The organism is Pseudoflavonifractor sp. An44, assembly GCF_002161675.1.
In the GTDB taxonomy this organism is placed as follows: Bacteria; Bacillota; Clostridia; order Oscillospirales; family Oscillospiraceae; genus Enterenecus; species Enterenecus faecium.
In genome coordinates, this window is the sequence record NZ_NFIH01000017.1 from 1 (window position 1) to 26,528 (window position 26,528).

Consider the following 26,528-nt stretch of genomic DNA (forward strand, 5'->3'; position numbering starts at 1 on the left):
CTGGGACATGTTTCCCGCAAAATGGTGAATATCATCTTCGCTGTCCTTCGTGACAATACCCCCTATTCCCCAGCTATTTAGAAATCTTCTCTTGACAACCCTTTATAGCCGGTCTTGTATAGTGAGTCACTCCCAAAGCAGATGGTTAGCAGTAGCTAACTTATATTCAAAAAATATTCGGGATTTCTCCCGGAGGTTAGCGATAGCTAACTTATGTTCTGATTTTAATATATCACATCGTGTTTGTCAATAGGAAAGTTCATGGATGCATGAAATGATTAGCGGGGGCCATCCAAACGGAAGGCCCCCGCATCTTTTCTATTTCTCATGGGTACTGCAGCAGCAGTGATGCTGGTCTGCCTTTTTGGAACTGCAAGAGCATCCATCCGGGCAGCCGATACACTTCTTGCCGCTCTTTTTTGCCTTATAGACATAGAACGCGGCGGCTGCGATAATTACCACAAGAATGCCAATTACGATACAGTCGATCATCAGGCTCTCGCTCCATTCAGCGCATACTCCTGCTTCAGATCCTTATCCGCCTTCAGGCACAGCCACACCAGAACTGCGGCGAACACAATTACAGCGACAAGACCGGGGACAAAGCCGGCGCCAATGGAACCGGTGGTGATTAGGGTGCCGATCTGGTAGACCAGGAAGCCCACTGTATAGCCAGTACCCAGCTGGAGGCCGATGCCGCCCCACAGCCACTTGGCGCTCTTGATCTCAGAGTGCATGGCGCCGATGGCGGCGAAGCAGGGAGGTGTGTACAGGTTGAACATTAAGTAGGCCAAAGCCGCCACCTTGGTGATGGCGATGACGCCCGCCACCTCGGCGCCAGCGCCCTCCATCATCTCCAGGGCATCGGTGTCGATGAAGTTCTCAAGGCCCGCAAAGCAGACGGCCAGCGTGCCCACCACATTTTCCTTAGCAATGAAACCGGTGACGGCAGCGGCTGCCAGCTGCCAACTGAGAACACCCACGATGGGCACCAGCAGATAGGCAAAGGGGTGGGCGATGGAGGCCAGGATGGAGCTGTCGGCGGTCTCCGCCACGGCAAAGCTCCAGTTGAAGGTCTGCATGATCTGCACGGCGGTGTTGCACAGCAGAATAATGGTGGCGGCCTTCACGATGTAAGCCCAGCCCCGGGCGCACATGGCCTTGAAGGCGAACCAGAGAGAGGGTACCTTATACTCCGGCAGCTCGATGATAAAGAAGGACTTGCGGTTCTTGTAGCCGGCAATCTTGTTGACCAGCAGGGCGCCCAGGAAAATAAGCACGATGCCGGTGAAGTACATGAGGAAGCTTACCCAGCCGGCATCGTCAAAGAAGGCACCGGCAAACAGGGCGATGACGGGGATCTTGGCGCCACAGGGCATGAAGGGGGTCAGCATGGCGGTGGCCCGGCGCTCCCGCTCGTTGCGGATGGTGCGGCTGGCCATGACGCCGGGGATGGCACAGCCGGTGCCGATGACGAAGGGGATGACAGACTTACCGGACAGGCCCACCTTCTTGAAGATGGGGTCCAGCACTACGGACACGCGGGACATATAGCCGCAGTCCTCCAGCAGGGCGATGAGGAAGTACATGATCATCACCAAGGGAAGGAAGCCCACCACGGCGCCCACGCCGCCGATGATGCCGTCGGCCAGCAGCGCGGTCAGCAGAGGATTGGCGTCAGCCAGCAGCACCTCGCCGACGTAGCCCTGGAAGGTCTCGATCCAGGCCACCAGCGTGTCTGCAATAAACGGCCCCACCCAGACCTGCGAGATCTGAAACACCAGGAACATGACCACGGCAAAGATGGGAATGCCCAGGAACTTGTTGGTCAGCACGGCGTCAATGGCGTCCCCCGTGCCCTTGTCCTTGGTGAGGACCTTCCGCTTCTCCACCTGGGAGACCAGGGAATTGACAAACGCGAAACGCTTACGGTCGGCTTCCTCCACAACCTTCTTGTCAGTCAGATCAATGTCGCCCTGGACATAAGGAGCTCTTTGGATTTTACCGCTTTGTGCAACAGCGGCATCCACTACGGCCTTCAGCCCTTCCGCGGCGGTGGAGACGGTCTCTACCACGGGACAGCCCAGTTTGGCGGAGAGAGACGCTACATCAATGACGGTCTGCTTTTTTGCATTGATATCGCTCTTGTTCAGGGCGACCACCACGGGGATGCCCAGTTCCAGCAGCTGGGTGGTGAAGAACAGGCTGCGGCTCAGGTTGGTGGCATCCACAATGTTGATGATGGCATCGGGGTGTTCGTGCTTCACATAGGAACTGGTGATGCTTTCCTCCGATGTGAACGGGGACATGGAGTAGGCGCCGGGCAGATCCACGGCAATCAGATCCTCCGTCCCGCTGCAGTAGGCTTTCTTAATGGGGTGCTCCTTCTTTTCAACCGTCACGCCGGCCCAGTTGCCCACCTTCTCATTTCGCCCGGTGAGGGCGTTGTACATGGTGGTTTTGCCGGAGTTCGGGTTGCCAGTCAAGGCAATACGCATGACATTTCCTCCTTTTCTATGTGTGCGATGTACTTTATTCACAACTCAGCGGTTGCCCTACGCTAACCGTTGGGCAGAATAAACATGAATGAATACCTTAGATCTGGGGCTCTGGGGCGTAATAAGTGCTCCAGATCTTATATCTCGATGGCCGAGGCCAGCTGGTTGTCGATATTGTAGCGGCCATCCTTGATGGAAACCACGCAGCCGCCCTTGAGGTGGGATACCACGGTCACCGGCTCTCCCACATAGCAACCTAAAGAAAAAAGGAACGCATTCAGCTCCTCATCGTCCGTATTGATTTGCTTGACGATATATTCCTGACCGTCCAGAGCATCCAACAATGTCATATCCATCACCTTTTCAGAGTTGATTTAATCATTTTTCCACAGTCTGGTTAGCGATAGGAAACCAGACCGCGAAAAAATTAGGTTAGCAATATCTAACCCTCTGCTATAATATACCATGCCTAATCAATTGTCAAGCGGGAACCTATATTCAGCAAAGAAAATCTCCGTTTCCGATAAACAGGCTGGTTCATTTTTCCGGACTGTGCTATAATAATCAAAATGCTTTATCCAATGGAGGTCTTGTATGGCAATCCATGAATCTGGTCAGATGTATTTGGAGACCATTTATATTTTAAGGCAAACAAAATCCTTTGTGCGGGCCATTGACGTGGGAGAACAAATGGGCTATACCAAGCCCAGCGTCAGCCGTGCTCTGTCCATTCTAAAAAAAGACGGTTATGTGGAGGTGGACGGAGAGGGCGCAATCACCCTGACGTCAAAAGGTCTCGCCATTGCTGAGACTATGTACACCCGGCATACGGTACTGACAGAAATGCTCAAGGGTCTTGGCGTGGATGAAAAAACAGCCGCAGAGGATGCCTGCAGGATCGAGCATGTGATCAGCGAAAAATCCTTTGCGGCGGTGCAGGCGCACTTGGAGCAGATAACGAAAATGCGGGAAGATGCGCACGGGCAATGAGCCTGTGCAAATTTGGCGGACTTTGCTATCGAGCGGCAACGCGATAAGTGAATACCTGCCATTTGGCACGGAATATCAAATGCGGTGGAGCCTGGATATGGCCTCCACCGCATTTTATGTGATCTGCGCTTTTAAATCAGGAGCGACCTGCTGTGTAAGTTCACCGCCAAGCGCATCTGCTCCATAGCTCCAAACGCTTACGGCAGCTCATCCTTATGTGGCTGCTGGCTTTTCAAAACTTTTCGGGCAGTTTTTTTGATGTTATGGCACACGCCAAGAATAGCGATGCAAAACAGCAAAGCTGTTAATCCATATCCAAACGACTGCATTGCCGTGTTCATGTTCACACCTCTTTTCTGGCCGCTGCCGCCAAGGAACTCAACCGAATAGTCCTCTTTTTTTGTACGGCTCCTGCTGGATCGTGCCGACCTCATATCCCGTGCTGCGAATGGCATTCATAACAGCCTCCGTGTCCAGCTCTGTTTCAGAGAGGATCACGGTCTGGTTTTTGCTCCGGGAAGAACTCACCTTTTTGACCGGGCAGGCTTTGCGCACGGCGTCATTGACATGGGCCTCGCACATCCCGCACATCATTCCGTTGACTTCCACATGTTCTATCACTCCTTCTTGACTTTTGGATCATCGTGCTGTGCGGACCGGACGGTGGTCTGCCGTGCCGCAGTCCGTTCATCCGGGATCTTCCTGGCCATCAGACAGCACAGCGGCGCCAACGAACTTCCGAGAAGCTGATGGCGAACGATGGAATAGCCGCGCTCGGACAGGTATGCCATCAGCTCCCCGGCAGTCCAAACATGGTACACCCGAAAGCCTGACAGCCCCATGAACCAGAGCCGGAGTCTGGCGCTTCGGCTTTTGCCCCAGACAAAGGTGGGGGCGAACAGCCATCCCCCCGGCTTCAGAACCCGCCAGGCTTCCGCCAGGGCCTTTTCCGGGTGAGGCATGACATGGAGGGCGTTGGAGATCACCACCGCATCGAAGCTCTCCGGCCCGTAGGGCAGCTTGGTGGCGTCCTGGACGGAGAAATGGAGCCGGGACGAATGCACCTGCTTTTTGGCCTGACGGATCATCTCAGATGAAAAGTCGGTTGCCTCCCAGCTCCGGACACATGGAGACAGCGGCACGGACAGCTGGCCTGTTCCGCAGGCCAACTCCAGTACGTCCATGTCCCGTTTCAGAAAAGGACGCATTGCTTTGCAGATCTGCTGATAGGTTGTCTGAGAGCGGCGTATGAAACCAGAGTAATGCCGTGAAAACCGCTCCCAAAACTGCTTGTTGTCATCCATACAATATGGTCACCTCAATGATGGTTAGTACCAGCTAACCACATCATACTCTTTGTCGCATGAAATTGCAAGATGCCGCCATATTGGTTTTGCATGTTCTCTGGGATCAATCAAGGGAAGAAGCTGGAACGAAGAATGACCGGGATACATCTCCCGGCCATTCTTTCCGTTTCGTTCGGCTCACTGTGTTTACCGGCACCAACCGGTGGGATTGGAGCGGGCGGTGATGAAGCGGCGGTAAATGCCCTCCTCCTCCAAAAGTATCACCGCCTGATCTCCACAGTGCTGGAGCAAGCGGTGAAAGAGGGGCTTGTTCCCTTCAATGTGGCGGCACGGGCCACGCTGCCAAAGGCAGAACACAAGGACGTGAACTACTTCCAGCCGGAACAGGTGGCAGCAATCCGGGAGGCCCTGGAGCAAGAGCCAATGAAATGGAAAACCCTTGTCCACCTGCTTCTGATTACAGGGGCACGACGTGGAGAAGTGCTGGGCCTGAAATGGGACAAGGTGGACTTTGAGGGCAACCGTATTTTTATCTGCAACAACATTCTTTACCGGGCAGACGTGGGCATCTATGAGAGCAGCCCTAAAACGGAACGCTCCCGGCGGTATGTGGCCCTGCCCACGGAAACCATGCAGCTTCTCCGGCGTTACCGGGCGTGGCAAGCTGAGGAACGGCTCAGGCTGGGGGAGTACTACCAAAACCAGGGCTTTGTCTTTGCCCAGGACAACGGAAACCCCATGCACCCGGACAGCGTGACAAATTGGCTCAAGAAGTTCAGCCGCCGCCACGATCTCCCGCACATCAACCCCCATGCGTTCCGGCATACAATGGCCTCTATGCTGTACTTCAATGGGGTGGACAGCGTGAGCATATCCAAACGGCTGGGACACGCCCAGGTGTCCACCACGGCCAACATCTACGCCCATGTGTTGGAGGGGGCAGACCAGCGCAACGCCGACATCCTCTCAGAGATGTTCTTGAAGAAGGCTTGAATGTTCAGAGCGAGTGGAATTAAAGTTGAATTTTCAATCAGGTGTAATTTTCAAATATGACGAAAAAATGCGTTATTTCCTCCCAAAAAGAGAAAATAACGCATTTTCGATGGTGACCCAGCGGGGACTCGAACCCCGGACCTTCGCCTTAAAAGGGCGTTGCTCTACCAACTGAGCTACTAGGTCATATGAAGTTATTCCGCAAAGTCCCCCCGGGCGAGCCAGGGGGACAATGGTCTGGCTGGGATGGTTGGACTCGAACCAACGAATGCGGGAGTCAAAGTCCCGTGCCTTACCACTTGGCTACACCCCAATGAAGAGGATGGAAGCAAGGGCCGGAGCGGACGCTCCGGCCCTTAGCCACAGTATGGGGTGGGTAATGGGGCTCGAACCCACGACACCCGGAACCACAATCCGGTGCTCTGCCAACTGAGCTATACCCACCATATTGACTTTGTTGCGCTTGGGACGGGGAGAGGCCCTCAAATGGGCTGGCACGCCTGAAGTTTGGCCGATCAGCGGACTTGCCGGTGGCAAGTTCGCCGGCCAAAGTCCCTTCCGCAGAAAGGGAGCCGAAGGCGAACCTTGATGCGCAACAGGAGTGCCTTCTGCCAGCAATGCAGGAATCTCATTCAGAGGCAAAACTCTAAATGATTGGCACGCCTGAAGGGACTCGAACCCCTGACCCACTGCTTAGAAGGCAGTTGCTCTATCCACCTGAGCTACAGGCGCGTATGGAGCGGGTGATGGGAATCGAACCCACGCGACCAGCTTGGAAGGCTGGGATTCTACCATTGAACTACACCCGCAGGTTAAGGGTGACGCCCCAAACATCAGCCTGTGTATAATAGCACAGAATGTCTGGGGTGTCAAGCCCTTTTTTCAAAAAATCAATTAGAGGGGTGCGTCGCAGAAGGCGCAGCAGTCCACGCCGCCGTTTTTCTTCACCAGCGGGGGCAGATAGAGCTCCGTCTGGGTGATGCACCGGGGGTTGTGGCACACGGGTTTGGTGCCGATTTCCACCGGGTCGGGAGTCTTCCGGGGCTGGTTGGCCAGATCGGACAACAGGGCCATGCGGGCAAACATGCCAAACCGGGCCTGCTGGAAATACACGGCTCTGGGGTCGTCGTCCACGTCCACGGTGATCTCGTCCACCCGGGGCAGGGGGTGCATGATGAGCAGATTCTCCCGGGCGCGCTCCAGCTTGGACCGGGTGAGCACGTAAATGCCCTTGTTGCGCTCATACTCCAGGGGGTCCACAAACCGCTCCTTCTGCACCCGGGTCATGTACAGCACGTCCAGCTGGGGAATGACAGCCTCCAGACCGGTGACCTCCACGAAGGGCATGTTGCGCTCCTGCATGAACTGGCGCAGGTACTGGGGGATAGCCAGGTCCCGGGGCGCGATGAGATAGAAGCGGATGTCCTTGAACTTGGACAGAGCCTTGATGAGAGAGTGGACGGTACGTCCGTTTTTCAAATCGCCGCACAGACCGATGGACAGCCCGTCCACACTGCCCCGCAGGCGGGTGATGGTGGTCAGGTCGGCGGTGGTCTGGGTGGGGTGCATGTGGCCGCCGTCACCGGCGTTGATCACCGGCACATCGGCGTAGAGAGAGGCAGCCTTGGCAGCGCCCTCCCAGGGGGTGCGCATGACGATGACATCCGCGTAGTTGGATACCATCTTAATGGTGTCCTTCAACGTCTCGCCCTTGGCCACCGAGGAGGAGTTGGGGTCGGCAAAGCCGAACACCGATCCGCCCAGGCGCATCATGGCGGTTTGGAAGGAGAAGTTGGTGCGGGTGGAGGGCTCATAGAACAGGTTGGCCGACACCTTACCGTGGCATACATCTAAATATTGTTCTGGGTTGTTGATGATTTTGTCGGCTCTCTGATAGATCTCGTCCCATTCCTGTCTACTCAAATCCCCGAAGTCAATCAAATGACGCATATCGGTCCCTCCTTGCAAAGTTCGATACATTGTATCACAATCCCACCGGGCAAACAACAGGTAACTGGTGGTAAATCACAGGCCGCAGAGAAAAATTTTATACACTTCATGAGAATCCCACCTTTGGGACAGACTATGCAGACGGGGAGGATGAGATATGAGCACCTGGATCTGGTATCTTTTGGTTTACAGCTTTTTGGGCTACCTGCTGGAGGTGGCCTACGCCAAGATTGTCCACGGCCGGGGCAGTGGGCGCAAGTGCCTGCTGCTGCTGCCCTTATGCCCGGTGTACGGGGTGGGGGGCGTGGCCATTGTGGCCCTCAGCGGTCCCAATCCTCAGCCCCTGTGGGTGATGGGGGTGGGCTTCGGGGCGGCCACAGTGGTGGAGCTGCTGTTTGGACTCTATTATAAATATGTGTTGGGGGTGGCCTTTTGGAATTACTCCCAAATCCGTTGGAATGTGTGCGGATTGGTTTGTTTGCCCTTTTCTTTGGCCTGGTCTGGTCTGGCTCTGGCACTGGTTTACACAGTACACCCAATTGTAAAGATTTGCGTTTCCGCCCTTCCAACCGCCTTTACCGTGCCCGCCTGGATCGTGCTGGGGGCGGACTGCCTCATTAGTAGTATTGCACTAAAACGGGAGAAAAACACAGCGGTATTACAATGGTATCGCTAAGAATAGGTAGAAAAGGGCCGCTTTACACAGACTTTACAAAGCCCTGGACGCACTCTTTACAATTCTTTTGTAAACTCAAAGCTGTTCCCAAGAGAGACAATGAAACACAACGAATATGAAATGGAGAGACAACAAATGAAGAAGTTTATCGCTATGCTGATGGCTGGTGCCATGGCGTTCAGCCTGGCTGCCTGCGGCAACCAGTCCGCTGAGAACACCCAGAGCGGTTCCGACAAGACCGACGGCTCCGAGCTGTCCGGCACCGTGATGTGCCTGGGTTCCACCTCTATGTCCAAGGTCATGGGCTACCTGTCTGAGCAGTTCAGCACCGACAACTCCGGTGTCACCGTGTCCGTGGAGGGCGGCGGTTCCTCCGCTGGTGTGGAGGCTGCTGCCAACGGCACCGCTGATCTGGGCCTGGCCTCCCGCGCTCTGAAGGACGAGGAGAAGGAGCAGGGTCTGGTGGAGAACATCGTTGCTCTGGACGGCATCGCCATCATCGTCAACGCCGACAACGCCGTGGCCGACCTGTCCGTGGAGCAGATCGCCAAGATCTTCACCGGTGAGATCACCGACTGGTCTGAGGTGGGCGGCGAGGCTGGCGACATCGCTGTGATCGGCCGTGAGGCTGGTTCCGGCACCCGTGACGGCTTCGAGTCCATCACCGAGACCGAGGATAGCTGCAAGCTGGACCAGGAGCTGACCTCCACCGGCGCTGTCATCGAGGCCGTGCGCGGCAACGCCGCTGCCATCGGCTACGCCTCTCTGTCTGAGGTGGAGGGCCAGGACGGCGTGTCCGCCATCACCGTGGACGGTGTGGAGTGCAGCGAGTCCACCATTCTGGACGGTACTTACAAGATTCAGCGTCCCTTCGTCATCGTGACCAAGGAGGGCGCCGAGATGTCCGCTCAGACTGAGGCCTTCTTTGACTGGGCTATGTCCACCGACGCCGCTGACCTCATCCGTCAGGCTGGCGCTGTGCCTACCGCCAAGTAAGAAACAAGGCTGCGGGACCAGCCCCCATCCCCCACACGGGATGGGGGCCGTTCCCCTGTGTAAAGGAGAATGAAAAACTTGGATAACGAGAACGTGATAACCCAAACCCCTAAGGAGGCGGTCCCCATGGCGCAAGAGAAACAAAACGACCAGGCCAAGGCCCAGAAGGCCCGGCGGCTGCGGGACAGCGTAGAGTGGCTGGTGAAGAACATCTTCTTCCTGTGCGGCATCGTGGCAGTGGCCAGCGTGCTGTTCATCAGCGTCTACCTGGTGATCTCCGGTCTGCCTGCTATGCTGGAAATTGGCGTGACAGATTTCCTGTTTGGAGATACCTGGGACGGCAAAAACGGAGTGTACGGCATCCTGCCCTTCATCCTCACCTCCTTTGCCGGTACCGGCGGCGCCATTCTCATTGGCGTGCCTGTGGGTGTGCTCACCGCCATGTTCCTGGCCAAGGTGGCCAACCACCGCCTGGCGGTTGTGATTCGCTCCGCCGTGTCCCTGCTGGCTGGCATCCCCTCGGTGGTGTACGGCCTGGTGGGTATGGTGGTGCTGGTGCCCGCCATTCAGAAGGCCTTCCACCTGTCCTCCGGCGCCAACCTGCTGGCGGCCATCGTGGTACTTACCGTCATGATTCTGCCCTCCATCATCAACGTGGCTGAGACCGCTCTGCGGGCTGTGCCCAAGGAGTATGAGGAGGCCTCCCTGGCTCTGGGTGCCACCCACACCGAGACCATCTTCCGGGTCTCTCTCCCCGCCGCCCGTTCCGGTGTGGCCACCGCCATCGTGTTGGGCGTGGGCCGTGCCATCGGCGAGGCCATGGCCATCATCATGGTCTCCGGCAACGTGCCCAACATGCCCGGCAGCCTGTTTACCCCCGTGCGCTTCCTCACCACCGCCATCGCCTCCGAGATGAACTACGCCACCGTGGGCTCTCTGTGGCGGGAATCCCTCTTCTCCATTGCTCTGGTCCTCTTCCTCTTCATCATGCTCATTAACGTGGCACTCAACCTGTTTGTCAAAAATAAAAAGGAGGGTTAACTCGTGGAACATCTGTCTTTGCGTCGCCGCATCTATGACCGCGGCCTGCGGGGCCTGCTCTACCTGTGCGCCGCCCTCACCATCGCCCTGCTGGTGTTTATGATCGGCTACGTCTTCTACCGTGGCCTGGGCGGCATCACCTGGGAGTTCCTCACCACCCAGCGCAGCCTCATCCGTGGCACCGACGGCATTCTGCCCAACATCCTCAACACCCTGTACATCATCCTTCTGTCCATGGTCATCGTGCTCCCCCTGGGTGTGGGAGCGGCTATCTACCTCACCGAGTACGCCACCAACCACAAGCTGGTGTCCATCATCGAGTTTGCCACCGAGACCCTCACTGGCATCCCCTCCATCATCTTCGGTCTGGTGGGTATGCTCTTCTTCCAGCAGGTTCTGGGCTTTAAATACGGCATCCTGGGTGGCGGCCTCACCCTGGTCATCATGATTCTGCCCACCATCGTGCGTACCACCCAGGAGTCTTTGAAGACCGTGCCCCAGTCCTACCGGGAGGGCGCTCTGGGCCTGGGCGCCGGCAAGTGGCGCATGGTGCGCACCGTGGTGCTGCCCAACGCCGTGGACGGCATCGTCACCGGCTGCATCCTGGCCGTTGGCCGTATCGTGGGCGAATCCGCCGCCCTGCTCTTCACCGCCGGTATGGGCAGCGTGGTCAACAACTTCTTTGACGCCCTCACCACTTCCTCCGGCACCCTCAGCGTGGCCCTGTACGTGTACGTCAACGAAAACGGTGACGTGCAGAGCGCCCTGGCCGTGGCCGCTGTCCTGATGGTGATCACCCTGGTCATCAACCTCCTGGCCTCTGTGGCCGGCAGCCGTCTGAAGAACAAGTAAAGGAGAACTGCTCCCATGAACGCCATTTTAAAAACGGAGAATTTGAATCTGTGGTATGGCCAGAACCATGCCCTGAAGGATATCAATCTGGAGATGCCCCAAAACCAGGTCACCGCCCTCATCGGGCCTTCTGGCTGTGGTAAGTCCACCTTCCTCAAGACCCTGGACCGGATGAACGACCTGGTGCCCACGGTGAAGATCGAGGGCAAGGTGCTCTACCGGGACCAGAACATCTTTGACCCCCAGGTGGATGTGACTTGGCTGCGCCGTCACGTGGGCATGGTGTTCCAGAAGCCCAACCCCTTCCCCATGTCCATCTATGACAACATCGCCTATGGCCCCCGTACCCACGGCATCCACAACAAAAAGCAGCTGGATGAGATTGTGGAGAAGTCTCTGCGGGGCGCTGCCATCTGGGACGAGGTGAAGGACCGTCTGAAGAAGTCCGCCCTGTCCCTGTCCGGCGGCCAGCAGCAGCGTATCTGCATCGCCCGAGCCCTGGCCGTGGAGCCCGACGTGCTGCTCATGGACGAGGCCACCTCCGCTCTGGACCCCATCTCCACCTCCAAGATCGAAGATCTGATTGCAGAATTGAAAAAATCGTATACAATAGTAATCGTGACCCATAACATGCAGCAGGCCACCCGTGTGTCCGACCGCTGCGCCTTCTTCCTCCACGGCGAGCTGGTGGAGGCCGACGACACCGAGAAGCTGTTCTCCGTGCCAAAGGACAAGCGCACCGAAGACTACATCACCGGACGATTCGGCTAAGGAGGGACGCTACATGAGAAAGACATTTGATGCCGAGCTGGTGGAGCTCAGCCACGAGCTCACCGCCATGGGTACTACCACCCAGGACGCCATCGACCTGGTTACCGCCTCCCTGACCCAGGGCAAGGCGGAGGGAGCCAAGGCCACCATCGCGATGCGCAACACCATGGACCAGATGGAGCGGGACATTGAAAACCGCTGCATGTCCCTGCTCATGCGCCAGCAGCCGGTGGCCCGGGACCTGCGTACCATTTCCGCTGCCATGAAGATGGTCACCGACCTGCAGCGCATTGGAGACCAGGCCGCCAACATCGCCGAGATCTCCCTGCTCATTGCCGAGAGCGGCGACAAGCCCGACGTGCCCGAGGAGATCGTGGCCATGAGCCGCCAGGCGGGGCTGATGGTGCGCCAGGCCATTGCCGCCTACGTGGACCGGGACGAGAACACCGCCCGGGCGGTCATCAACCTGGACGACGTGGTGGACGACCTGTTTGTCCAGCTCAAGAAGATTCTGGTGGAGCGCATTGCCTCCCGGGCCGACCACTCCGACCGCTCGGTGGACCTCATTATCATCGGCAAGTACTTGGAGCGAGTGGCCGATCACGCCGTGAACATTGCCAACTGGGCCATTTTCTGTGTCACCGGAGAAATTCAGTAAGAAAAAAGGAGAGAGGCACCATGACCCTTCGTATTGCGGTGGTGGAGGACGACGAGTCCATCCGCACCATGTTAGAGTATTATTTCAAATCTATGGGTCATGAGGTGTTGGCCTTTGAAAGCGGGGAGGACTTCTTTGACGCCGCCCCCGTGGCAGACCTGGCGCTGCTGGACGTGATGCTCCCCGGCATGGACGGGTTGGACATTGTCCGCCGTCTGAGAGGGGAGGAGGCCACGGCCAAGCTGCCCATCATCATGCTCACCGCCCGTCAGACCGAGATGGACAAGGTCACTGCCCTGGATTTGGGGGCGGACGACTACATCTCCAAGCCCTTCGGGGTCATGGAGCTGCAAGCCCGGGTCAATGCCGTCATGCGCCGGGTGGGCGATCGGGACCCCATGCTTCGCTACCGGGACCTGGTCATCGACCCCGCCGGGCGCACCGTCACCCGGGGCGGGGAGGACATCGCCCTGACCTACAAGGAGTTCGAACTGCTGTGCCTGCTGGTGCGCCGCCGAGGTACCGTCCTCACCCGGGATGAGATTCTGGCCGCCGTGTGGAACTACGACTTCACCGGCGAGACCCGCACCGTGGACATGCACATCAAAGCCCTGCGCCAGAAGCTGGGGGAGGGCTATATCACCACGGTGCGCTCCGTGGGCTATAAGATGGGGTGAGAACCGATGAAGAAGAAACTGACCATATCCATTTTCCTCATTGCCGCTCTGTCGGTGCTGCTCTCTGGGGTGGTGGGTATCTGGACCTTCCACCAGCGGGAGATGGACACTGCCCGAGAAAACCTCACCGAGCTGCTGGCCCTCATGGACGCCCAGAACTACGAGACCTGGACGGAGGAGCTGCTGGAGCAGTTCACCAAGGCGGCCCCGGAAAAGCGACTGACTATTATTTCCCCGGACGGCACCGTGCTGGGCGATACGGACAAGGAGTCCCGGGAGAACCACGCCACCCGTCCTGAGGTGGTGGAGGCCAAGGAAAACGGGGTGGGAGAGGACGTGCGCCGCTCCGCCACCACCGGCATCTACACCATTTACGTGGCCCGGGTGTTCACCGACGGCTACATCGGACGGGCGGCCATGTCCCTGTCCACCGTGGACACCCTGGTGGCTCAGACTGCTGTGGGCCTTGTGGCGGCTGCGGTGCTGTCTCTGGCGCTGGCTCTGCTGCTGGCCCGCCGCCTGGCGGCCTCTACCGCCAAGCCGGTGGAGGAGGCCGAGGTGGCGGTGCGTCAAGTGGACGAGACCCTGCAATCGGCGCGCAGTGAGTTCACCGCCAACGTCACCCACGAGTTGAAAACTCCCCTCACTTCCATCAAGGGCTTTACCGACATGCTCTCCTCCGGGATGGTCACCAAGCCGGAGGATCAACAGCGGTTTTTGACCATGATTTCGGTGGAGGTGGACCGGCTGTCCAATCTGGTGGACGACATTCTCACCGTCTCCGAGCTGGAGACCGTGGCGGGAGCCACCGGCACCGAGCGGGCCCCGCTGAAGAGCATTGCCCAGGAGGTGCAGACCATCCTCCAGCCCCAGGCGGACAAGGCCGGGGTGAAGCTCAACGTCACCGGCGGCGAGGTGGTGGCCTGCATTGCCCCCGACCGCTTCAAGGAAGTGGCCATCAACCTGGTGGAGAACGCCATCAAGTACAACCGCAAGGGGGGACGGGTCACCGTCACCGTGGGCGTGGCAGAAGGTATGGCCCGCTTTGTGGTGGCGGACACCGGCATCGGCATCCCCGAGGAGAGCCAGAGCCGTGTCTTTGAGCGGTTCTACCGGGTGGATAAGGGCCGCAGTCGTGCCGCTGGCGGCACGGGACTGGGCCTGGCCATTGTCAAGCACATCGTGGCCCTGTACCAGGGCCAGATCAAGCTGGCCAGCGTGGTGGGCTCCGGCACCACTGTGTCGGTGACCCTGCCTCTGGCTAAGAACTGAATACGTACAAAAGAAGGGCTGTCCACGGGGGACAGCCCTTCTTTTGAGTAAATCTTCATTTCATATCCATGAGGTGGAGGAATGAACGCTCTAACCGCCCATGGTTCCGGCTTGCCAGCCTGGTGGGGACGCTTCCCGCTGGGGGTTCCTTTTGCTCGGTCAAAAGGAACCAAAACCCGCTTAGGGCGTTCCCCCCTAAGGACCTCCCTGGGGTACGAGGCTGGACCTGCGTCAAGTCTCGATTCGGCCCGTCACCCTTGCTGTGGCGCCTAGTCGTGCCACCACACCAGGCTATTCTGGGCAACTGGCCCTATGGCTAGGTGGTTTCCACAGCCGGGCCTACCCTGGAGAAGCGGCGTTCCCGCCGCCGATCGCTGGGAACAGCGGCCCACCAGAGTAAGGCCCTGGAGGTAGAAGTTTATTTGCCATAGAAGTTGAAACTTACAATAGAATTGCCATGCCATCTATGTGGCCCCACCAGTCCAAGGGCCGAAAAGAGGAAGGTGCACGCTTCAACCAGTACCGGCGGGGTGGATTCCACAAGGCGGGGGAAGGCCCCGCCTTTGGCGGCCTTTGGTGACTTTCTGGCGGCAGAAAGTCACCCCAGCGGAGCGTCCCCACCGGGGGCGCAGGTTTCCGTCTGAGAAATCGGAGGAGTACAATCCTTCTGTATACAAGAAATCGGTTACAAATTCTCGTTTTTCAGCGCCTCCACCAGCTGCTGCTTGCCAACCGTTCGGGCGGCGTAGGCCATGGTGGCAAACACCACCAGGAACACGCTCAGACAGGCGATGCCCAGGGGAATCCAGGGCACTTGGAAGGGGAGGGGATAGCCTTGGGCGATGGCGTCAAAGATGAGGTAGCTGAGGAAGATGGACACGGGAATGCCCAGAATCAAGGCCCGGGTGCCGTAGAGCACACACTCAAAGCCCAGCATCCGCCGCATCTCCCGCGCCGTCATGCCCACCGACTGGAGCATGGCAAAGTCCCGGGTGCGGAGCATCACGTTGGTGGAAATGGTGTTGAACACATTGGTCATGGCCACCAGGGAGATGAGGGCGATGAACCCATAGGAGAACACATTGATGATGGTGATGAGGTTCCGGTTGGACTCGTCATATTCGGCGTTGTTAAACAGGTTGCCGGGACGCAGTTGCTGCTTGCCCAGCAAGTCCTTGATATCCTGCTCCGCTTGCTGGTGGTCCGAGGCCATTATATAGAAGTAATAGCTTCCCCGGGAGAGGTCCACGGGGAACTCCTCCAGCTGGGACATGGGATAGAGCACCGTCACAAGTCCCCCGTTGGAGAGAAAATAGGGCCATTCTTTCTCCACCAAGGTCACCTCTATGGGTGTGATGTGGGCCACATCCTCCAGCGGGTAGAGGGTGGGCGTGCCGTTATCCGCATCAATATAGGGCACTTGGACGGTTCCGTCCAGCCCCTCCACGGGGGAGTCAGGGTAGTGGTTGGCCACCTGGTCAAAGGTGAGGGCCGACATGGACAGGGAGGAGGCTTCCAGCTGGTACAGGTACACGTATTTCTCTTGTTGAGAATCGAATTCCGTGATGCCGTCAAAGGCGATGCCGGAGGTGGCGGCGGGGTCCAGCTTCCGCGCTGCACACAGGGCCTGGTAGGTGTCGTCGTCTACAAAGCTCAGATCGAAGGGCTGGTAAATCGTCCCGTCCACCGGAGTGGACAGCGCTTGCATGTCCTGGCTCAAATCCTCCGGGCGGAAGCCACCGGTGAGCTGGAAGCTCAGAACATAGGCGGAGTCGTCCACGCTGTCCAACCCCCGCAGCTGGTCCAGCAGGGTGTCGGGGGATAGGTCGGTGTCCTCGGTGTAAAAGGGAAAAGACAGGTCGTAGGTGTCCCCGCCAAAGGCTCCGCCCACGGATTTGGCCAGGGAGGAGGAAAAGGAGGAGGCGGAGACAAAGAGCACCACGCTGAGGAAGAGACTGAACACGGTGGTGCGATACTTTTTAGCGCTGCGCTTGTAGTACTTCACCCCCAGCACACCGGGCAGGCCGAAGAGCTTTCGGGTGAGCAGCGAGGGGCGCACCAGTTTTTTTGTGCCGTGGATGTCCTGGGACTGTCGGATGGCCTCCATGGCGGACACTTTGGTGGCTCGCCGGGAGGGAATCCAGGCGGAGAGGAGCACGGTCACCACACCCAGCACCACCGCAACCAGAATGCCTACCCAGGACACATGGAGTCTCATGGCCACTCCCCCTTGGGTGCTGGAGAAAGCAAAGAGTTTTCCCACAAAGTGGAGGGTAACCCCAATGCCCAGGATGCCGGACAGGATGCCCAGGGGGACGCCAATGGCGCTGAGGGCCAGGGCCTCAAAGCGCACCATGTTCCGCATCTGTTTTTTGGTGGCTCCCAGAGAGGAGAGCAGGCCGAACTGCCGGGTGCGCTCGGACACCGAGATGGCAAAGGCGTTGTAGATGAGAATCACCGAGGCGGCGATGATAATGACCATGACAATGGCGGCCAGACGGTAGAGGACGGTGTAAAACGTGTCGTATTCGGATACGCCGGAGTACATCAGCACGTTGCGATTGTCCTGCTCTAAATCGTGGGCCTGTTGGAAGTCGTAGGCCTGGGTCATGTCCTCCATGGCCAGGTACACGTCGCACGTGGCGTCCTCGGCCAGATTGGAGTCGGCCACGGTGAAGGCGGTATATCCTGGGGCGGAGTAATTCTCCATGCCCCACCGTTGGCAGATACCCACCACCGTGTAGGTGCGGGTGTCGGTCACCTCCAGAGTCTCCTCTGTGTCAAGGCTGAACGGGTTGTTTTGCCCCAGGGCGAAGCCCTCGGACATACGCTGGCCCAGCTCCAGGGTAAGGGTGTCCCCCACCTGATAGCGCTGGGTGGAGTTGTCAAAAAAGTGTTGGGGGAGCACGATTTCATCGGGAGAAGTGGGCATACGGCCCTGGGTGAGGTGGATGGGGAGCAGATCGGCCCCCATATCGGACAGGCCCAGCACATAGAAATAGGGTTTGTACTCGTTGAAACTGCCCTCTGCCTGGGCATAGCCCAGGTGCTGCAAATAGACGGCTTCCGCCACGCCGTCGGCTTGGGACAGCTGCTGATATTCGCTGTAAGTGGTATCCTTCTGGCCCACATGCCAGCTGCCGGAGGAGTACACACTGTCGTCCAGCATAAACTGCTGGAAGCTGGTGGTGAAGGTGGTCACGGCGCACAGCATGGCGGTGGACAGGATGATACCGATAATGGTGACAATGGTGCGGGTGCGGTTTTGCTTGAGGGCCTGGAGGGTGAGCTTGTGCAGCACGTTCATGGGCGAATCACCTCGTCCCGCACAATTTTACCGTCCTCAATGGCGATGATGCGGTCGGCCTGGAGGGCCAGCTGTTCATCGTGGGTGATGACAATGAGGGTCTGGTGATAGGTGCGGTTGGACAGCCGCAGCAGCTCCACGATCTCCTGGCTGTTTTTGGAGTCCAGGTTGCCGGTGGGCTCGTCGGCCAGCACCACCGCCGGGGCGTTCATCAACGCCCGACCGATGGACACCCGCTGCTGCTGGCCGCCGGAGAGCTGGTTGGGCAGGTGCCGCTCCCGGCCCCGCAGCCCTAAGGTGTCCAGCAGTTCATTCAGCCGCTTTTGGTTCACCTTCTGCCCGTCCAGCTGGACGGGGAGGGTCATATTCTCCACCACGTCCAGCACGGGGATGAGGTTGTAAAACTGGTAGATCAGCCCCACCTGACGGCGGCGGAAGATGGCCAGCTTCTCCTCGTTTTGGGCGTACACGTCGCAGCCGTCCACATACACCTTGCCGCTGGTGGGTTTGTCCACGCCGCCCAGCAGGTGCAGCAGGGTGGACTTGCCCGACCCGGAGGGGCCGATGATGGCCACAAATTCCCCTCTGTTTACGGAAAAGGACACGTCATCCAGGGCTTTGACTTGATTTTCCCCGGTGCCGTAGGTTTTGCACAAATGCTCCACACGAAGCAGTTCCATGTTCATTCCTCCTTTGGGATTGTGGCTTTATGATATCAGACCCAGGTGACAGGGCTGTGACTTTCCAGTGACAGATCCGTCACAAAAGGGACCGCCCATCAGACGGTCCCCTTGTAAAAGCGTAACACGAATTGTGCCCCCTGGGGGGTGCGGTTGCGGGCCTGGATGGTGCCGCCCTGTCCGGTGACAATGCGCTGGGTCAGGGACAGGCCGATGCCAAAGCCGTGGGACGTGCGGGAGGTGCCCCGGTAGAACCGCTCAAAGAGGTGGGGCAGGTCCTGAGGGTCAATCCCCGGCCCGGTGTCCTCCACCACCAGCTCACTAAAGAGGGCATTTTCCCGCCCACGAACGGTAATAGAACCCCCGGCAGGAGTGTGCTCCATGGCGTTTTTGATGAGATTGCCAACTCCTTCCGCCGTCCAGTGCACATCTCCAATAAAGGAGCCGGAACAGTCCACAGAAAACGTCTGTTCCCGCAGCTCCATGGGGATGAGAAAGGGGGCGGCGGCTTGGCGCACCACCTCCTCCAGGGGGACGGTGTCCGAGCGGAAGGGGATGGTGCCCGCCTCCAGCTTAGAGAGTTTCAGAAGGGTGGTCACCAGCCAGTCCATCTGGCTGAGCAGCTGATAGAGCTCCCGGCACAGCTTGGCCCGCCGCTGGGGGGTGAGGTCCTCTTTGTACAGTAGCTCCGCCACCAGATTCATGGAGGTGAGGGGGGTGCGCAGCTGGTGGGACAGGTCGGCCAGGGAGTTGGCCAGATACACCTTGTCCGCTTGCAGGGCCTGCTGCTGCTCCCGCAGCCGCACCGTCATCTTGTGAATTTCACTGCGCAGGATGCCCAATTCTCCCTCGCTGTATTCCTCCACCCCCAGGTGCTCCTCCCCGTGGAGAATGCGGTTGAGGGTCTGGGAGAGCTGGGCCAGTTCCCGGTCGGTGCGGGCGGCGTTCCACTCCGCCAAGCCCCAAAAGCCCAGGCACAGGGGGAGAAGGAGCAACCCCTGGAGTCCGCCCAGGTACCACCCGAACCCGGTGGCAGCCCCGGTGAGGGCCAGATACAGCAGCCGGGTGACGGTCTTGTGTTCCAAGGGATTCACCTCATTTCCGCCTTATAGCCCAGACCCCGCACGGTCTTGATGAGGGTGGGGCTTTGGGGGTCGTCCTCGATTTTCTCCCGCAGCCGCTTGATGTACACCGTCAGGGTGTTGTCGTTGACAAAGTCCCCGGCAATGTCCCAGATGCCCTCCAGCAGCTGGCTTCGGGTGAGCACGGCCCCGGGGTGGTTGAGGAACATCAGCAGCAGCCGATACTCCAGAGCGGACAGGTTCAGGTCCCGGCCGTCCTTGGTGGCGGTGCCTCGCACGGTGTCCACTTCCACACGGCCCAGGCGCACCAGCCCGCCGCCGCTGCCTGTGCGCCGCAGCACATTTTTGATGCGCATGAGCAGTTCCCGGGGGCGGAAGGGCTTGGGAATGTAGTCGTCCGCCCCCACCTCGAACCCGGTGACGGTGCTGTACTCGTCCCCGGAGGCGGTGAGGAAAATCACCGGAAGGTGGTATAGGGCCTTGACCGCCGAGCACACCGCAAAGCCGTTGCCGTCGGAGAGGGAGATGTCCAGCAGGATGAGGTCGAACTGCTCTTGTTCCAGCCGCTCCAGAGCCCCGGCCTGGCCCGATGCACTGCATACCCGGAAGCCCTCCCCCTCCAGATACTCGGTGAGGTTGTCCACAATGTGTCTGTCGTCTTCCACTAAGAGAATGGATTGCATAGTTTCACCCGCCTTTTTTGTCATGATACCATACATGCATGCCTTTTTCCAGGGAGAAACATGCCAAGAGTAACAGGAAGGCTTTCTCTTCTCCAATTTCTCAGGAGAATGTCCCCATCTTGGCGGGGACGCTCCGCTGGGCCCAATTTCTCAGCGATGAGAAATTGGGGAAAGAATCGCCAAAGGCGGGGCCTTCCCCCGCCTTGTGGAATCCACCCCGCGGTACTGGATGGGTGTGCAACCTCCTCTGTTCGGCCCTTGGCCCGGTGGGGTCACATAGATGGCATGGAATTTCCACAGAATGCACCTGCTTGTTGTGGAACATTATGCTTCTACCGCCAGGGCCTTACCCTGGTGTGCAACTGTTCCCAGTTGCCGGAGGTTTGGCTCCCGGCGGCGGGAACGCCGCTTCTCCAGAGTAGGCCCGGAGGTGGAAACCACCCAGTCATAGGGCCAGTTGCCATGGTGGCTTGGTGTGGTGGCAGAGACAGGGGCCACAGCAAGGGTGACGGGCCGAACACCAGCTTGACGCATTGACAGCCTCGTACCCCAAGGGAGGTACCTAGGGGGGAACGCCCTAGGCGGGTTTTGGTGACTTTTGCCCGAACAAAAGTCACCCCAGCGGAGCGTCCCCGGCTGGGACGCAGGTTTGCGCCGGAGAAATCGGAGAAGTAGAGACTTCTAAAGCAGAGGAGGAGACAATGGGATGTATGCCCTATTGACACAGTAGGAAAATTGTCATAGAATCAAACCACTGTTTGAAAACAAAGGGAGAAGATCCTATGATTGAGTTAAAACATATCACAAAACGCTTCCCCACCCCGGAGGGGGAGCTCACCGCCTTGCACGACGTGTCCCTGACCATTGGAGATGGGGATATCTTCGGCATTGTGGGCATGAGCGGGGCGGGCAAGTCCACCCTGGTGCGCTGCCTGAACCTGCTGGAGCGGCCCAGTGAGGGCCAGGTGGTCATTGACGGGGAGGACCTGTGCGCCATGTCCCAAAAGGAGCTGACCCTGCGCCGCCGCTCCATCAGCATGATCTTCCAGCACTTCAACCTGCTCATGCAGCGCACCTGCCTGGACAACATCTGTTTCCCCATGGAGATTGCGGGGAAGAAGGGGCCTGAGGTGAAGAAAAAGGCCCGGGAGCTGCTGGACATTGTGGGCCTGCCCGACAAGGCGGACGCCTACCCCGCCCAACTCTCCGGCGGCCAGAAGCAGCGCATTGCCATCGCCCGTGCCCTGGCCTCCGACCCTAAGATTTTGCTGTGCGACGAGGCCACCTCCGCCCTGGACCCTAAGACCACCCGGGACATTCTGCGCCTCATTCAGGACATCAACCGCCGCCTGGGTATCACCGTGGTCATCATCACCCACGAGATGGGGGTTATCGAGGAGATCTGCTCCCATGTGGCCATTCTGGACCACGGCGTGCTCCAGGAGACGGGGACGGTGGAGGAGACCTTCTCCAACCCCAAGACCGAGGCGGGCCGCCGTCTGGTGTACCCCGACGGGGTCATCATCGACCAGCTGCCTGCGGCCAATGTCATCCGCATCGCCTTCAACGGCAGCTCCTCCTATGAGCCCCTCATCGCCTCCCTGGCCATGGACTGCCAGGTGAAGGTGAATATCCTGGGTGCCGACACCCGCAACGTGGACGGCAAGGCCTTCGGCACCATGCTGCTGGGCCTGCCGGAAAACGCAGAGGAGCGGGAGCGGGCCATCCAGTACATCAAGAATCAACCCAATGTGACCATGGAGGAGGTGCACGACTATCATGGATGAACTGTTTGGAACCCTGTTCGGCAACACGCCCCTGAGCCAACAGCTCATGTATCTGCAAATGGAGCTGGGCACCGCCATCTGGGAGACCATCTACTCCACCATCGTGGCCACCTTCTTCTCCTACGTCATCGGCCTGCCCCTGGGCGTCATTCTGGTCACCGGGGAGAAGGGCGGCGTGCGCCCCCTGCCCGGTTGGCTGATGAAGGTGCTCAACACCGTGGTAAACCTCCTGCGCTCCGTGCCCTTCCTCATCCTCATGGTTATGGTTATCCCCCTGTCCCGGATGATTCTGGGCACTTCGGTGGGCACCACCGCCTCCATCATCCCCCTGATCTGTGCCGCCTTCCCCTTTGTGGCACGCCTGGTGGAGGCCTCCCTGCGGGAGACCGACAAGGGCATTCTGGAGGCCGCCCAGGCTATGGGCTGCACCCCCATGCAGATCATCCGCAAGGTGATGCTGCCGGAGGCCCTGCCCTCCCTCCTCATCGGCTTCACCACCGCCTTTATCACCATTTTGAGCTATGGCGCCATGTCCGGCGCCATCGGCGGCGGCGGTCTGGGCAGCCTGGCCATCAACTACGGCTACCAGCGCAAGATGTATTTCATCCTCTATGTGTCCGTGGTGATTTTGGTGGTCATGGTCCAGGTGTTCCAGTCCCTGGGCACCCATTTCGCTGTGGCTCTGGACCGCCGGGTCACCAACAAGCGAGGTAAGTCTGCCCGGAAAGCACACCGGGGCGAGAAGGCCGGACTCCAATAAAATGTATAACACCGAGAGAGCGTGCCGCTCTCTCGGTGTTCGTTTTTGTGCAATCTGCTGGTTGACTTTTTCCCAACGGGTAGCTATACTCTTGCCCAGTAAAACAAAATACGGTTTCACAAAGGCAATGAAGAGAAGAGTAGACGTGAAGATACGGCACAGAGAGCCCGGGTAGCTGCAAACGGGTACGGAAGGTCACGGTGAACATGGTCTCGGAGCTGCGCACCGACTGCAAGGGCCCTTGCATAGGCTGCGACGGGAGTGCCCGTCATCGCACAGGAGTATCGGATGGTAGTAGCTCACCCTCCCGCACTCTGTAAGGCTTTCATCGTGAGGTGAAAGTGAACCAAGGTGGTACCACGAAGCGAAGGCTCTCGTCCTTGACAGAATTGGATTTCTGTTAAGGGCGTTTTGTTTTATGCAGATGAATGATGAAGGAGAAATTACCATGAAAAAGAAGATTTTGGCTCTGACCCTGGCCGCTGCGGCCTCCCTGTCCCTGCTGGCTGGCTGCGGCGGCAAGAAAGACGACAAGACCGTGGTGGTAGGCGCTTCCCCCACCCCCCACGCCGGCATTTTGGAGGTGGCCAAGGACATCATGGCCGAAGAGGGATACACCCTGGAGATCAAGACCTTCAACGACTACATCATGCCCAACGAGGCGGTGGAGGACGGCTCCATTGACGCCAACTACTTCCAGCACATCACCTACATGAACGACTTCAATGCCAGCAATGGCACCCACCTGGTGAGCGTGGCCGAGATCCACTACGAGCCCTTCGGCCTGTACGCTGGCAAGACCGCTTCCATTGACGCTCTGCCCGACGGCGCTCAGATCGCCGTGCCCAACGACGCCACCAACGAGGCCCGGGCTCTGCTGCTGCTGGAGCAGGAGGGGCTCATCACCCTGAACAAGGACGCCGGCATCAACGCCACCATCCTGGACATTGTGGATAACCCCAAGAACCTGGACATCGTGGAGCTGGAGGCCGCCCAGATTCCCTCCCGTCTGGCGGACGTGGACCTGGCGGTTATCAACGGCAACTATGCCATCGGGGCTGGCCTGAAGGTGTCCGACGCCTTGGCCATTGAGTCCGCCGACGGTGCTGCCGCTACCGCCTATGTCAACGTCCTGGCGGTGAAGGAGGGCCGGGAGAACGACGAGGCCATCCAGGCCCTGGTGAAGGCCCTCAAGTCCGACGAGGTGAAGGAGTACATGGAGGAGACCTATCAGGGCTCTGTGGTGCCCGTATTCTAAGGCCCTTACCCCTGGAACTTCTGCACCAGATTGTCCCACCACTCCAGAACCTTAAAGCGCAGGACGTATTCTCCGTCCTGGCCGGAGATGAGGGAGATCTGGTCCTCACTGAGTACCCCGGAGGCGGAGGTCTCCACGCTCTCCTCACTCACTGACCCCACGCACAGAGGAGGGTACACCACGCACCACCAGTTGTGGCCCACCCCATCCCCCAGAATCACCTGGAGGGAGCGGTAGGTGCCGGCGGGCAGCGCGAAGTCGGTGTACTCCCGGGTGGGAAACCACACGTCCTGAATGGACACGGTGATGGGGTAGTCCATCCCCGTTTCACGGAGTACCTGCGCCCCCGCCTGGGCCAGCTCGTTGAGGTGGGGCTCCAGGGCCTGCTGGGCTTGCTGCTGACCCTGTACCCCATCCAGATAGGGGGTGGCGGCGGAGAGAATGGCGTCCCGCACCTGGAGCTTCACCGCCTGGTCGGCGTCGCTGTCCGAGTTGGCCACCACGTGGAGGCGCAGCACCTCGTCGGCCAGAGCGCTTTGGGTGACGCTGGCCCACATGCCGATGGTGAGGAGGATGGCGAAGGCCATGAGAAGGGCTGCTTCCCAGCGGTACAAACGATGGGTATACATAAAAAACACCGTCCTAAGTAAGAGATTGAAGTCTCTTACAGTATGGACGGTGTTTTTATTGTTTAGTCCAAAAAATGCAAGCATTTTTTGGAGGGGATGCAGCCATGAGAGAATTATAATTTGTGCCGCTGTGGCGGCACACCATAATTATTCATTATTCACTATTCATTCTTCATTACATCCTGACTGTGTCAGGATGTCAGACCGGCTGGCACACAAACACGTCTTTGTACTGCTCCCCCAGCACCTGGGCGGCCTTGCGGGCGGTGCCCTCGTCCTGGTAGAGCCCAAACACGGTGGGGCCGCTGCCCGACATGACAGCCCCCAGAGCGCCGTACTCAATGAGGGTGGACTTGATTTCGTCCACCGTTTGGCGGTGGCGGGGCTCCAGCACGTCCTCAAAGACGTTGTACAGCCGCCGCGCCACCCCCTGCAAGTCGCCCGCCTCCAGGGCCTTCACCAGACCCTGAGTGTCGGGGCGACAGGTGATTTTCTTCACATTCACCCGGCCAAACAGCTGGGGGGTGGAGATGGGGAAGGGGGGCTTGCACACCACGATATAGCAGGGGGGCAGAGGGGAGATGGGGGTGACCCGCTCCCCTCGGCCCTCCACCAGGGCGGTGCTCCCCACCACGCAGTAGGGCACGTCGGAGCCCACGGTGGCTCCAATGTCCGCCAGCTCCAGGGGGGACAGATTGGTGTGGTACATCTCATTCATGGCCCGCAGCACGGCGGCGGCGTCAGAGCTGCCCCCCGCCATGCCCGCACACACGGGGATGTGCTTGTCAATGTGGATGTCCAGCACCTCCCCCTGCCCGGTGGCCGAGCGGAAGGCAGCGGCGGCCTTTTGGGCCAGGTTGCTGTCGTCGGAGGGGAGAAAGGACAGGTTGGTGGACATGCTACCCTCACCGGGGGTGAGGGTGAGGGTGTCGGTGAGGTCGATGGACACCATCACCATCTGCAAGTCGTGGAAGCCATCGTCCCGGCGGCGGAGAATGTCCAGGGACAGATTCAGCTTGGCATAGGCTTGTTTCTCCATGTGCATCCTCCGCCCTTTAGTCCATGGCGGCCTCAATGGCCTCCAGCAACTGGTCGTACTCCTCCAGGGCGGGCACTTCGGGGTGCTCGGCCTGGATGGCGGGGGTGCTCTTGAAGAGGAACCCGGCCTTGCTGGCCCCGATCATGCCCAGGTCGTTGTAGCTGTCCCCAGCGGCGATGGTGGTAAAGCCCGCCGACTGGAGAGCCTTCACCGTGGTGAGCTTGGACTGGGGGCAGCGCATCTGGTGCCCGGTGATGGTGCCGTCCGGGGCCACCTCCAGGGTGTTGCAGAAGATGGTGGGCCAGCCCAATTTTTTCATCAGGGGCTGGGCAAACTGCTCGAAGGTGTCGCTGAGGATGATGACCTGGGTCTTCTCCCGCAGAGCGTCCAGGAACTCCTTGGCCCCGGGCAGAGGGTCCAGGGTGGCGATGGTCTCCTGGATGTCGGACAGTTTCAGCCCGTGCTGGGCCAGAATATCCAGGCGATAGCGCATCAGCTTGTCGTAGTCCGGTTCGTCCCGGGTGGTGCGCTCCAGCTCGGGGATGCCCCGGGCCTGGGCGAAGGCAATCCAGATCTCAGGGACCAGCACGCCCTCCAAATCCAGACAGGTGATGTACATAGC

At 59.0% G+C, this 26,528-nt stretch carries 27 protein-coding genes, 5 tRNA genes and 1 other annotated feature; of the genes, 13 read left to right on the top strand and 19 right to left on the bottom strand.

The annotated features are described in order from the left end of the window. Positions 1–491: 491 nt before the first annotated feature. Both feoB and B5F98_RS08790 read right to left on the bottom strand, forming a co-directional pair. Complete coding sequence (gene feoB / locus B5F98_RS08785; RefSeq protein ID WP_087371535.1) at positions 492–2,498, bottom strand: ferrous iron transport protein B; 2,007 nt, start codon at positions 2,496–2,498, stop codon at positions 492–494. A gap of 137 nt (positions 2,499–2,635) precedes the next feature. After that, positions 2,636–2,848: a FeoA family protein gene (locus B5F98_RS08790; RefSeq protein WP_087232784.1), complete on the bottom strand. Its 213-nt coding sequence runs from the start codon at positions 2,846–2,848 to the stop codon at positions 2,636–2,638. Between the two features lie 244 nt (positions 2,849–3,092). Here B5F98_RS08790 and B5F98_RS08795 point away from each other — a divergent pair, with 244 nt between their 5' ends. Beyond that, positions 3,093–3,488 (top strand): metal-dependent transcriptional regulator, encoded by a 396-nt coding sequence (locus tag B5F98_RS08795; protein WP_087371539.1) that lies wholly within the window; start codon positions 3,093–3,095, stop codon positions 3,486–3,488. Positions 3,489–3,685: 197 nt separating this feature from the next. On the opposite strand, the gene B5F98_RS13345 is transcribed toward B5F98_RS08795, so the two are convergent. From B5F98_RS13345 to B5F98_RS08810, 3 genes are read right to left on the bottom strand one after another with little or no spacing between them, the layout of a single operon-like run. Then, positions 3,686–3,829: a hypothetical protein gene (locus B5F98_RS13345; RefSeq protein WP_242961639.1), complete on the bottom strand. Its 144-nt coding sequence runs from the start codon at positions 3,827–3,829 to the stop codon at positions 3,686–3,688. 37 nt (positions 3,830–3,866) lie between these two features. Further along, the gene (locus B5F98_RS08805; protein WP_206418104.1) at positions 3,867–4,109 is read right to left on the bottom strand and encodes a cation transporter; all 243 of its coding nucleotides are present in this window, start codon (positions 4,107–4,109) and stop codon (positions 3,867–3,869) included. Then, on the bottom strand, positions 4,106–4,792 hold the full coding sequence (locus B5F98_RS08810; protein ID WP_087371547.1) for a class I SAM-dependent methyltransferase: 687 nt from the start codon (positions 4,790–4,792) through the stop codon (positions 4,106–4,108). The genes B5F98_RS08805 and B5F98_RS08810 overlap by 4 nt, the downstream gene beginning before the upstream one ends. A gap of 297 nt (positions 4,793–5,089) precedes the next feature. Between B5F98_RS08810 and B5F98_RS08815 the strand changes: the two genes are divergently transcribed. After that, positions 5,090–5,788 carry a site-specific integrase gene (locus B5F98_RS08815; protein ID WP_158099820.1) on the top strand — a complete coding sequence of 233 codons (699 nt, stop codon included), beginning with the start codon at positions 5,090–5,092 and terminating at the stop codon, positions 5,786–5,788. A gap of 110 nt (positions 5,789–5,898) precedes the next feature. Here the strand turns inward: B5F98_RS08815 and B5F98_RS08820 are convergent. The 6 genes from B5F98_RS08820 to pyrB all read right to left on the bottom strand — a co-directional run bounded on the left by B5F98_RS08820 (position 5,899) and on the right by pyrB (position 7,738). Beyond that, positions 5,899–5,974, bottom strand: a tRNA-Lys gene (locus B5F98_RS08820). 52 nt (positions 5,975–6,026) lie between these two features. Further along, positions 6,027–6,101, bottom strand: a tRNA-Gln gene (locus B5F98_RS08825). Positions 6,102–6,156: 55 nt separating this feature from the next. Then, positions 6,157–6,232, bottom strand: a tRNA-His gene (locus B5F98_RS08830). 211 nt (positions 6,233–6,443) lie between these two features. Further along, positions 6,444–6,520: transfer RNA gene (locus B5F98_RS08835), tRNA-Arg, on the bottom strand. Between the two features lie 3 nt (positions 6,521–6,523). Next, positions 6,524–6,597, bottom strand: a tRNA-Gly gene (locus B5F98_RS08840). An 85-nt stretch (positions 6,598–6,682) separates the two neighbouring features. After that, a complete protein-coding gene (gene pyrB, locus B5F98_RS08845) occupies positions 6,683–7,738 on the bottom strand; it encodes an aspartate carbamoyltransferase (RefSeq protein ID WP_087232776.1) in 1,056 nt (351 codons plus the stop codon). A 157-nt stretch (positions 7,739–7,895) separates the two neighbouring features. On the opposite strand from pyrB, the gene B5F98_RS08850 reads away from it, so the two are divergent. From B5F98_RS08850 to B5F98_RS08885, 8 genes are all read left to right on the top strand, one after another. Beyond that, positions 7,896–8,414 (top strand): putative ABC transporter permease, encoded by a 519-nt coding sequence (locus tag B5F98_RS08850; protein WP_087371554.1) that lies wholly within the window; start codon positions 7,896–7,898, stop codon positions 8,412–8,414. 135 nt (positions 8,415–8,549) lie between these two features. Further along, positions 8,550–9,410 (top strand): phosphate ABC transporter substrate-binding protein, encoded by an 861-nt coding sequence (locus tag B5F98_RS08855; RefSeq protein ID WP_204871637.1) that lies wholly within the window; start codon positions 8,550–8,552, stop codon positions 9,408–9,410. 126 nt (positions 9,411–9,536) lie between these two features. Beyond that, a complete protein-coding gene (pstC, locus tag B5F98_RS08860; RefSeq protein ID WP_087232770.1) occupies positions 9,537–10,451 on the top strand; it encodes a phosphate ABC transporter permease subunit PstC in 915 nt (304 codons plus the stop codon). 3 nt (positions 10,452–10,454) lie between these two features. After that, on the top strand, positions 10,455–11,303 hold the full coding sequence (gene pstA, locus B5F98_RS08865) for a phosphate ABC transporter permease PstA (protein ID WP_087232767.1): 849 nt from the start codon (positions 10,455–10,457) through the stop codon (positions 11,301–11,303). Between the two features lie 15 nt (positions 11,304–11,318). Next, on the top strand, positions 11,319–12,074 hold the full coding sequence (pstB, locus tag B5F98_RS08870; RefSeq protein ID WP_087232764.1) for a phosphate ABC transporter ATP-binding protein PstB: 756 nt from the start codon (positions 11,319–11,321) through the stop codon (positions 12,072–12,074). Between the two features lie 13 nt (positions 12,075–12,087). After that, entirely contained in the window at positions 12,088–12,732 is a 645-nt protein-coding gene (phoU, locus tag B5F98_RS08875) for a phosphate signaling complex protein PhoU (protein WP_087232761.1), read from the top strand. 20 nt (positions 12,733–12,752) lie between these two features. Continuing rightward, complete coding sequence (locus B5F98_RS08880) at positions 12,753–13,409, top strand: response regulator transcription factor (protein ID WP_087371557.1); 657 nt, start codon at positions 12,753–12,755, stop codon at positions 13,407–13,409. Positions 13,410–13,415: 6 nt separating this feature from the next. Beyond that, a complete protein-coding gene (locus B5F98_RS08885; RefSeq protein ID WP_087371560.1) occupies positions 13,416–14,681 on the top strand; it encodes an ATP-binding protein in 1,266 nt (421 codons plus the stop codon). 685 nt (positions 14,682–15,366) lie between these two features. Here B5F98_RS08885 and B5F98_RS08890 read toward each other — a convergent pair. From B5F98_RS08890 to B5F98_RS12785, 5 genes are all read right to left on the bottom strand, one after another. Continuing rightward, positions 15,367–17,988, bottom strand: coding sequence for an ABC transporter permease (locus B5F98_RS08890; protein ID WP_087371564.1), 2,622 nt, complete (start codon positions 17,986–17,988; stop codon positions 15,367–15,369). Next, positions 17,985–18,668 carry an ABC transporter ATP-binding protein gene (locus B5F98_RS08895; protein ID WP_087371567.1) on the bottom strand — a complete coding sequence of 228 codons (684 nt, stop codon included), beginning with the start codon at positions 18,666–18,668 and terminating at the stop codon, positions 17,985–17,987. The genes B5F98_RS08890 and B5F98_RS08895 overlap by 4 nt, the downstream gene beginning before the upstream one ends. A gap of 98 nt (positions 18,669–18,766) precedes the next feature. Next, a complete protein-coding gene (locus B5F98_RS08900) occupies positions 18,767–19,762 on the bottom strand; it encodes a HAMP domain-containing sensor histidine kinase (protein ID WP_087371570.1) in 996 nt (331 codons plus the stop codon). Continuing rightward, positions 19,759–20,433 (bottom strand): response regulator transcription factor, encoded by a 675-nt coding sequence (locus tag B5F98_RS08905; RefSeq protein ID WP_087371573.1) that lies wholly within the window; start codon positions 20,431–20,433, stop codon positions 19,759–19,761. The genes B5F98_RS08900 and B5F98_RS08905 overlap by 4 nt, the downstream gene beginning before the upstream one ends. A gap of 324 nt (positions 20,434–20,757) precedes the next feature. Further along, complete coding sequence (locus B5F98_RS12785; RefSeq protein WP_143482357.1) at positions 20,758–20,967, bottom strand: hypothetical protein; 210 nt, start codon at positions 20,965–20,967, stop codon at positions 20,758–20,760. A gap of 248 nt (positions 20,968–21,215) precedes the next feature. Between B5F98_RS12785 and B5F98_RS08910 the strand changes: the two genes are divergently transcribed. From B5F98_RS08910 to B5F98_RS08920, 3 genes are all read left to right on the top strand, one after another. Then, positions 21,216–22,220, top strand: a complete 1,005-nt coding sequence (locus B5F98_RS08910; RefSeq protein WP_087371576.1) for an ATP-binding cassette domain-containing protein — start codon at positions 21,216–21,218, stop codon at positions 22,218–22,220. Positions 22,221–22,278: 58 nt separating this feature from the next. Continuing rightward, entirely contained in the window at positions 22,279–22,980 is a 702-nt protein-coding gene (locus tag B5F98_RS08915; protein WP_087232820.1) for a methionine ABC transporter permease, read from the top strand. A 118-nt stretch (positions 22,981–23,098) separates the two neighbouring features. After that, positions 23,099–23,365 (top strand) — a binding site (T-box leader). Between the two features lie 63 nt (positions 23,366–23,428). After that, positions 23,429–24,238: a MetQ/NlpA family ABC transporter substrate-binding protein gene (locus B5F98_RS08920; protein ID WP_087371579.1), complete on the top strand. Its 810-nt coding sequence runs from the start codon at positions 23,429–23,431 to the stop codon at positions 24,236–24,238. A 5-nt stretch (positions 24,239–24,243) separates the two neighbouring features. Here the strand turns inward: B5F98_RS08920 and spoIIR are convergent, their stop codons facing one another. The 3 genes from spoIIR to thrH form a co-directional block, all read right to left on the bottom strand. Beyond that, entirely contained in the window at positions 24,244–24,867 is a 624-nt protein-coding gene (gene spoIIR / locus B5F98_RS08925) for a stage II sporulation protein R (protein ID WP_087371582.1), read from the bottom strand. A 199-nt stretch (positions 24,868–25,066) separates the two neighbouring features. Continuing rightward, positions 25,067–25,906: a 4-(cytidine 5'-diphospho)-2-C-methyl-D-erythritol kinase gene (gene ispE / locus B5F98_RS08930; RefSeq protein WP_242961640.1), complete on the bottom strand. Its 840-nt coding sequence runs from the start codon at positions 25,904–25,906 to the stop codon at positions 25,067–25,069. Between the two features lie 16 nt (positions 25,907–25,922). Next, positions 25,923–26,525, bottom strand: coding sequence for a bifunctional phosphoserine phosphatase/homoserine phosphotransferase ThrH (gene thrH / locus B5F98_RS08935; protein ID WP_087232728.1), 603 nt, complete (start codon positions 26,523–26,525; stop codon positions 25,923–25,925). Positions 26,526–26,528 lie beyond the last annotated feature (3 nt).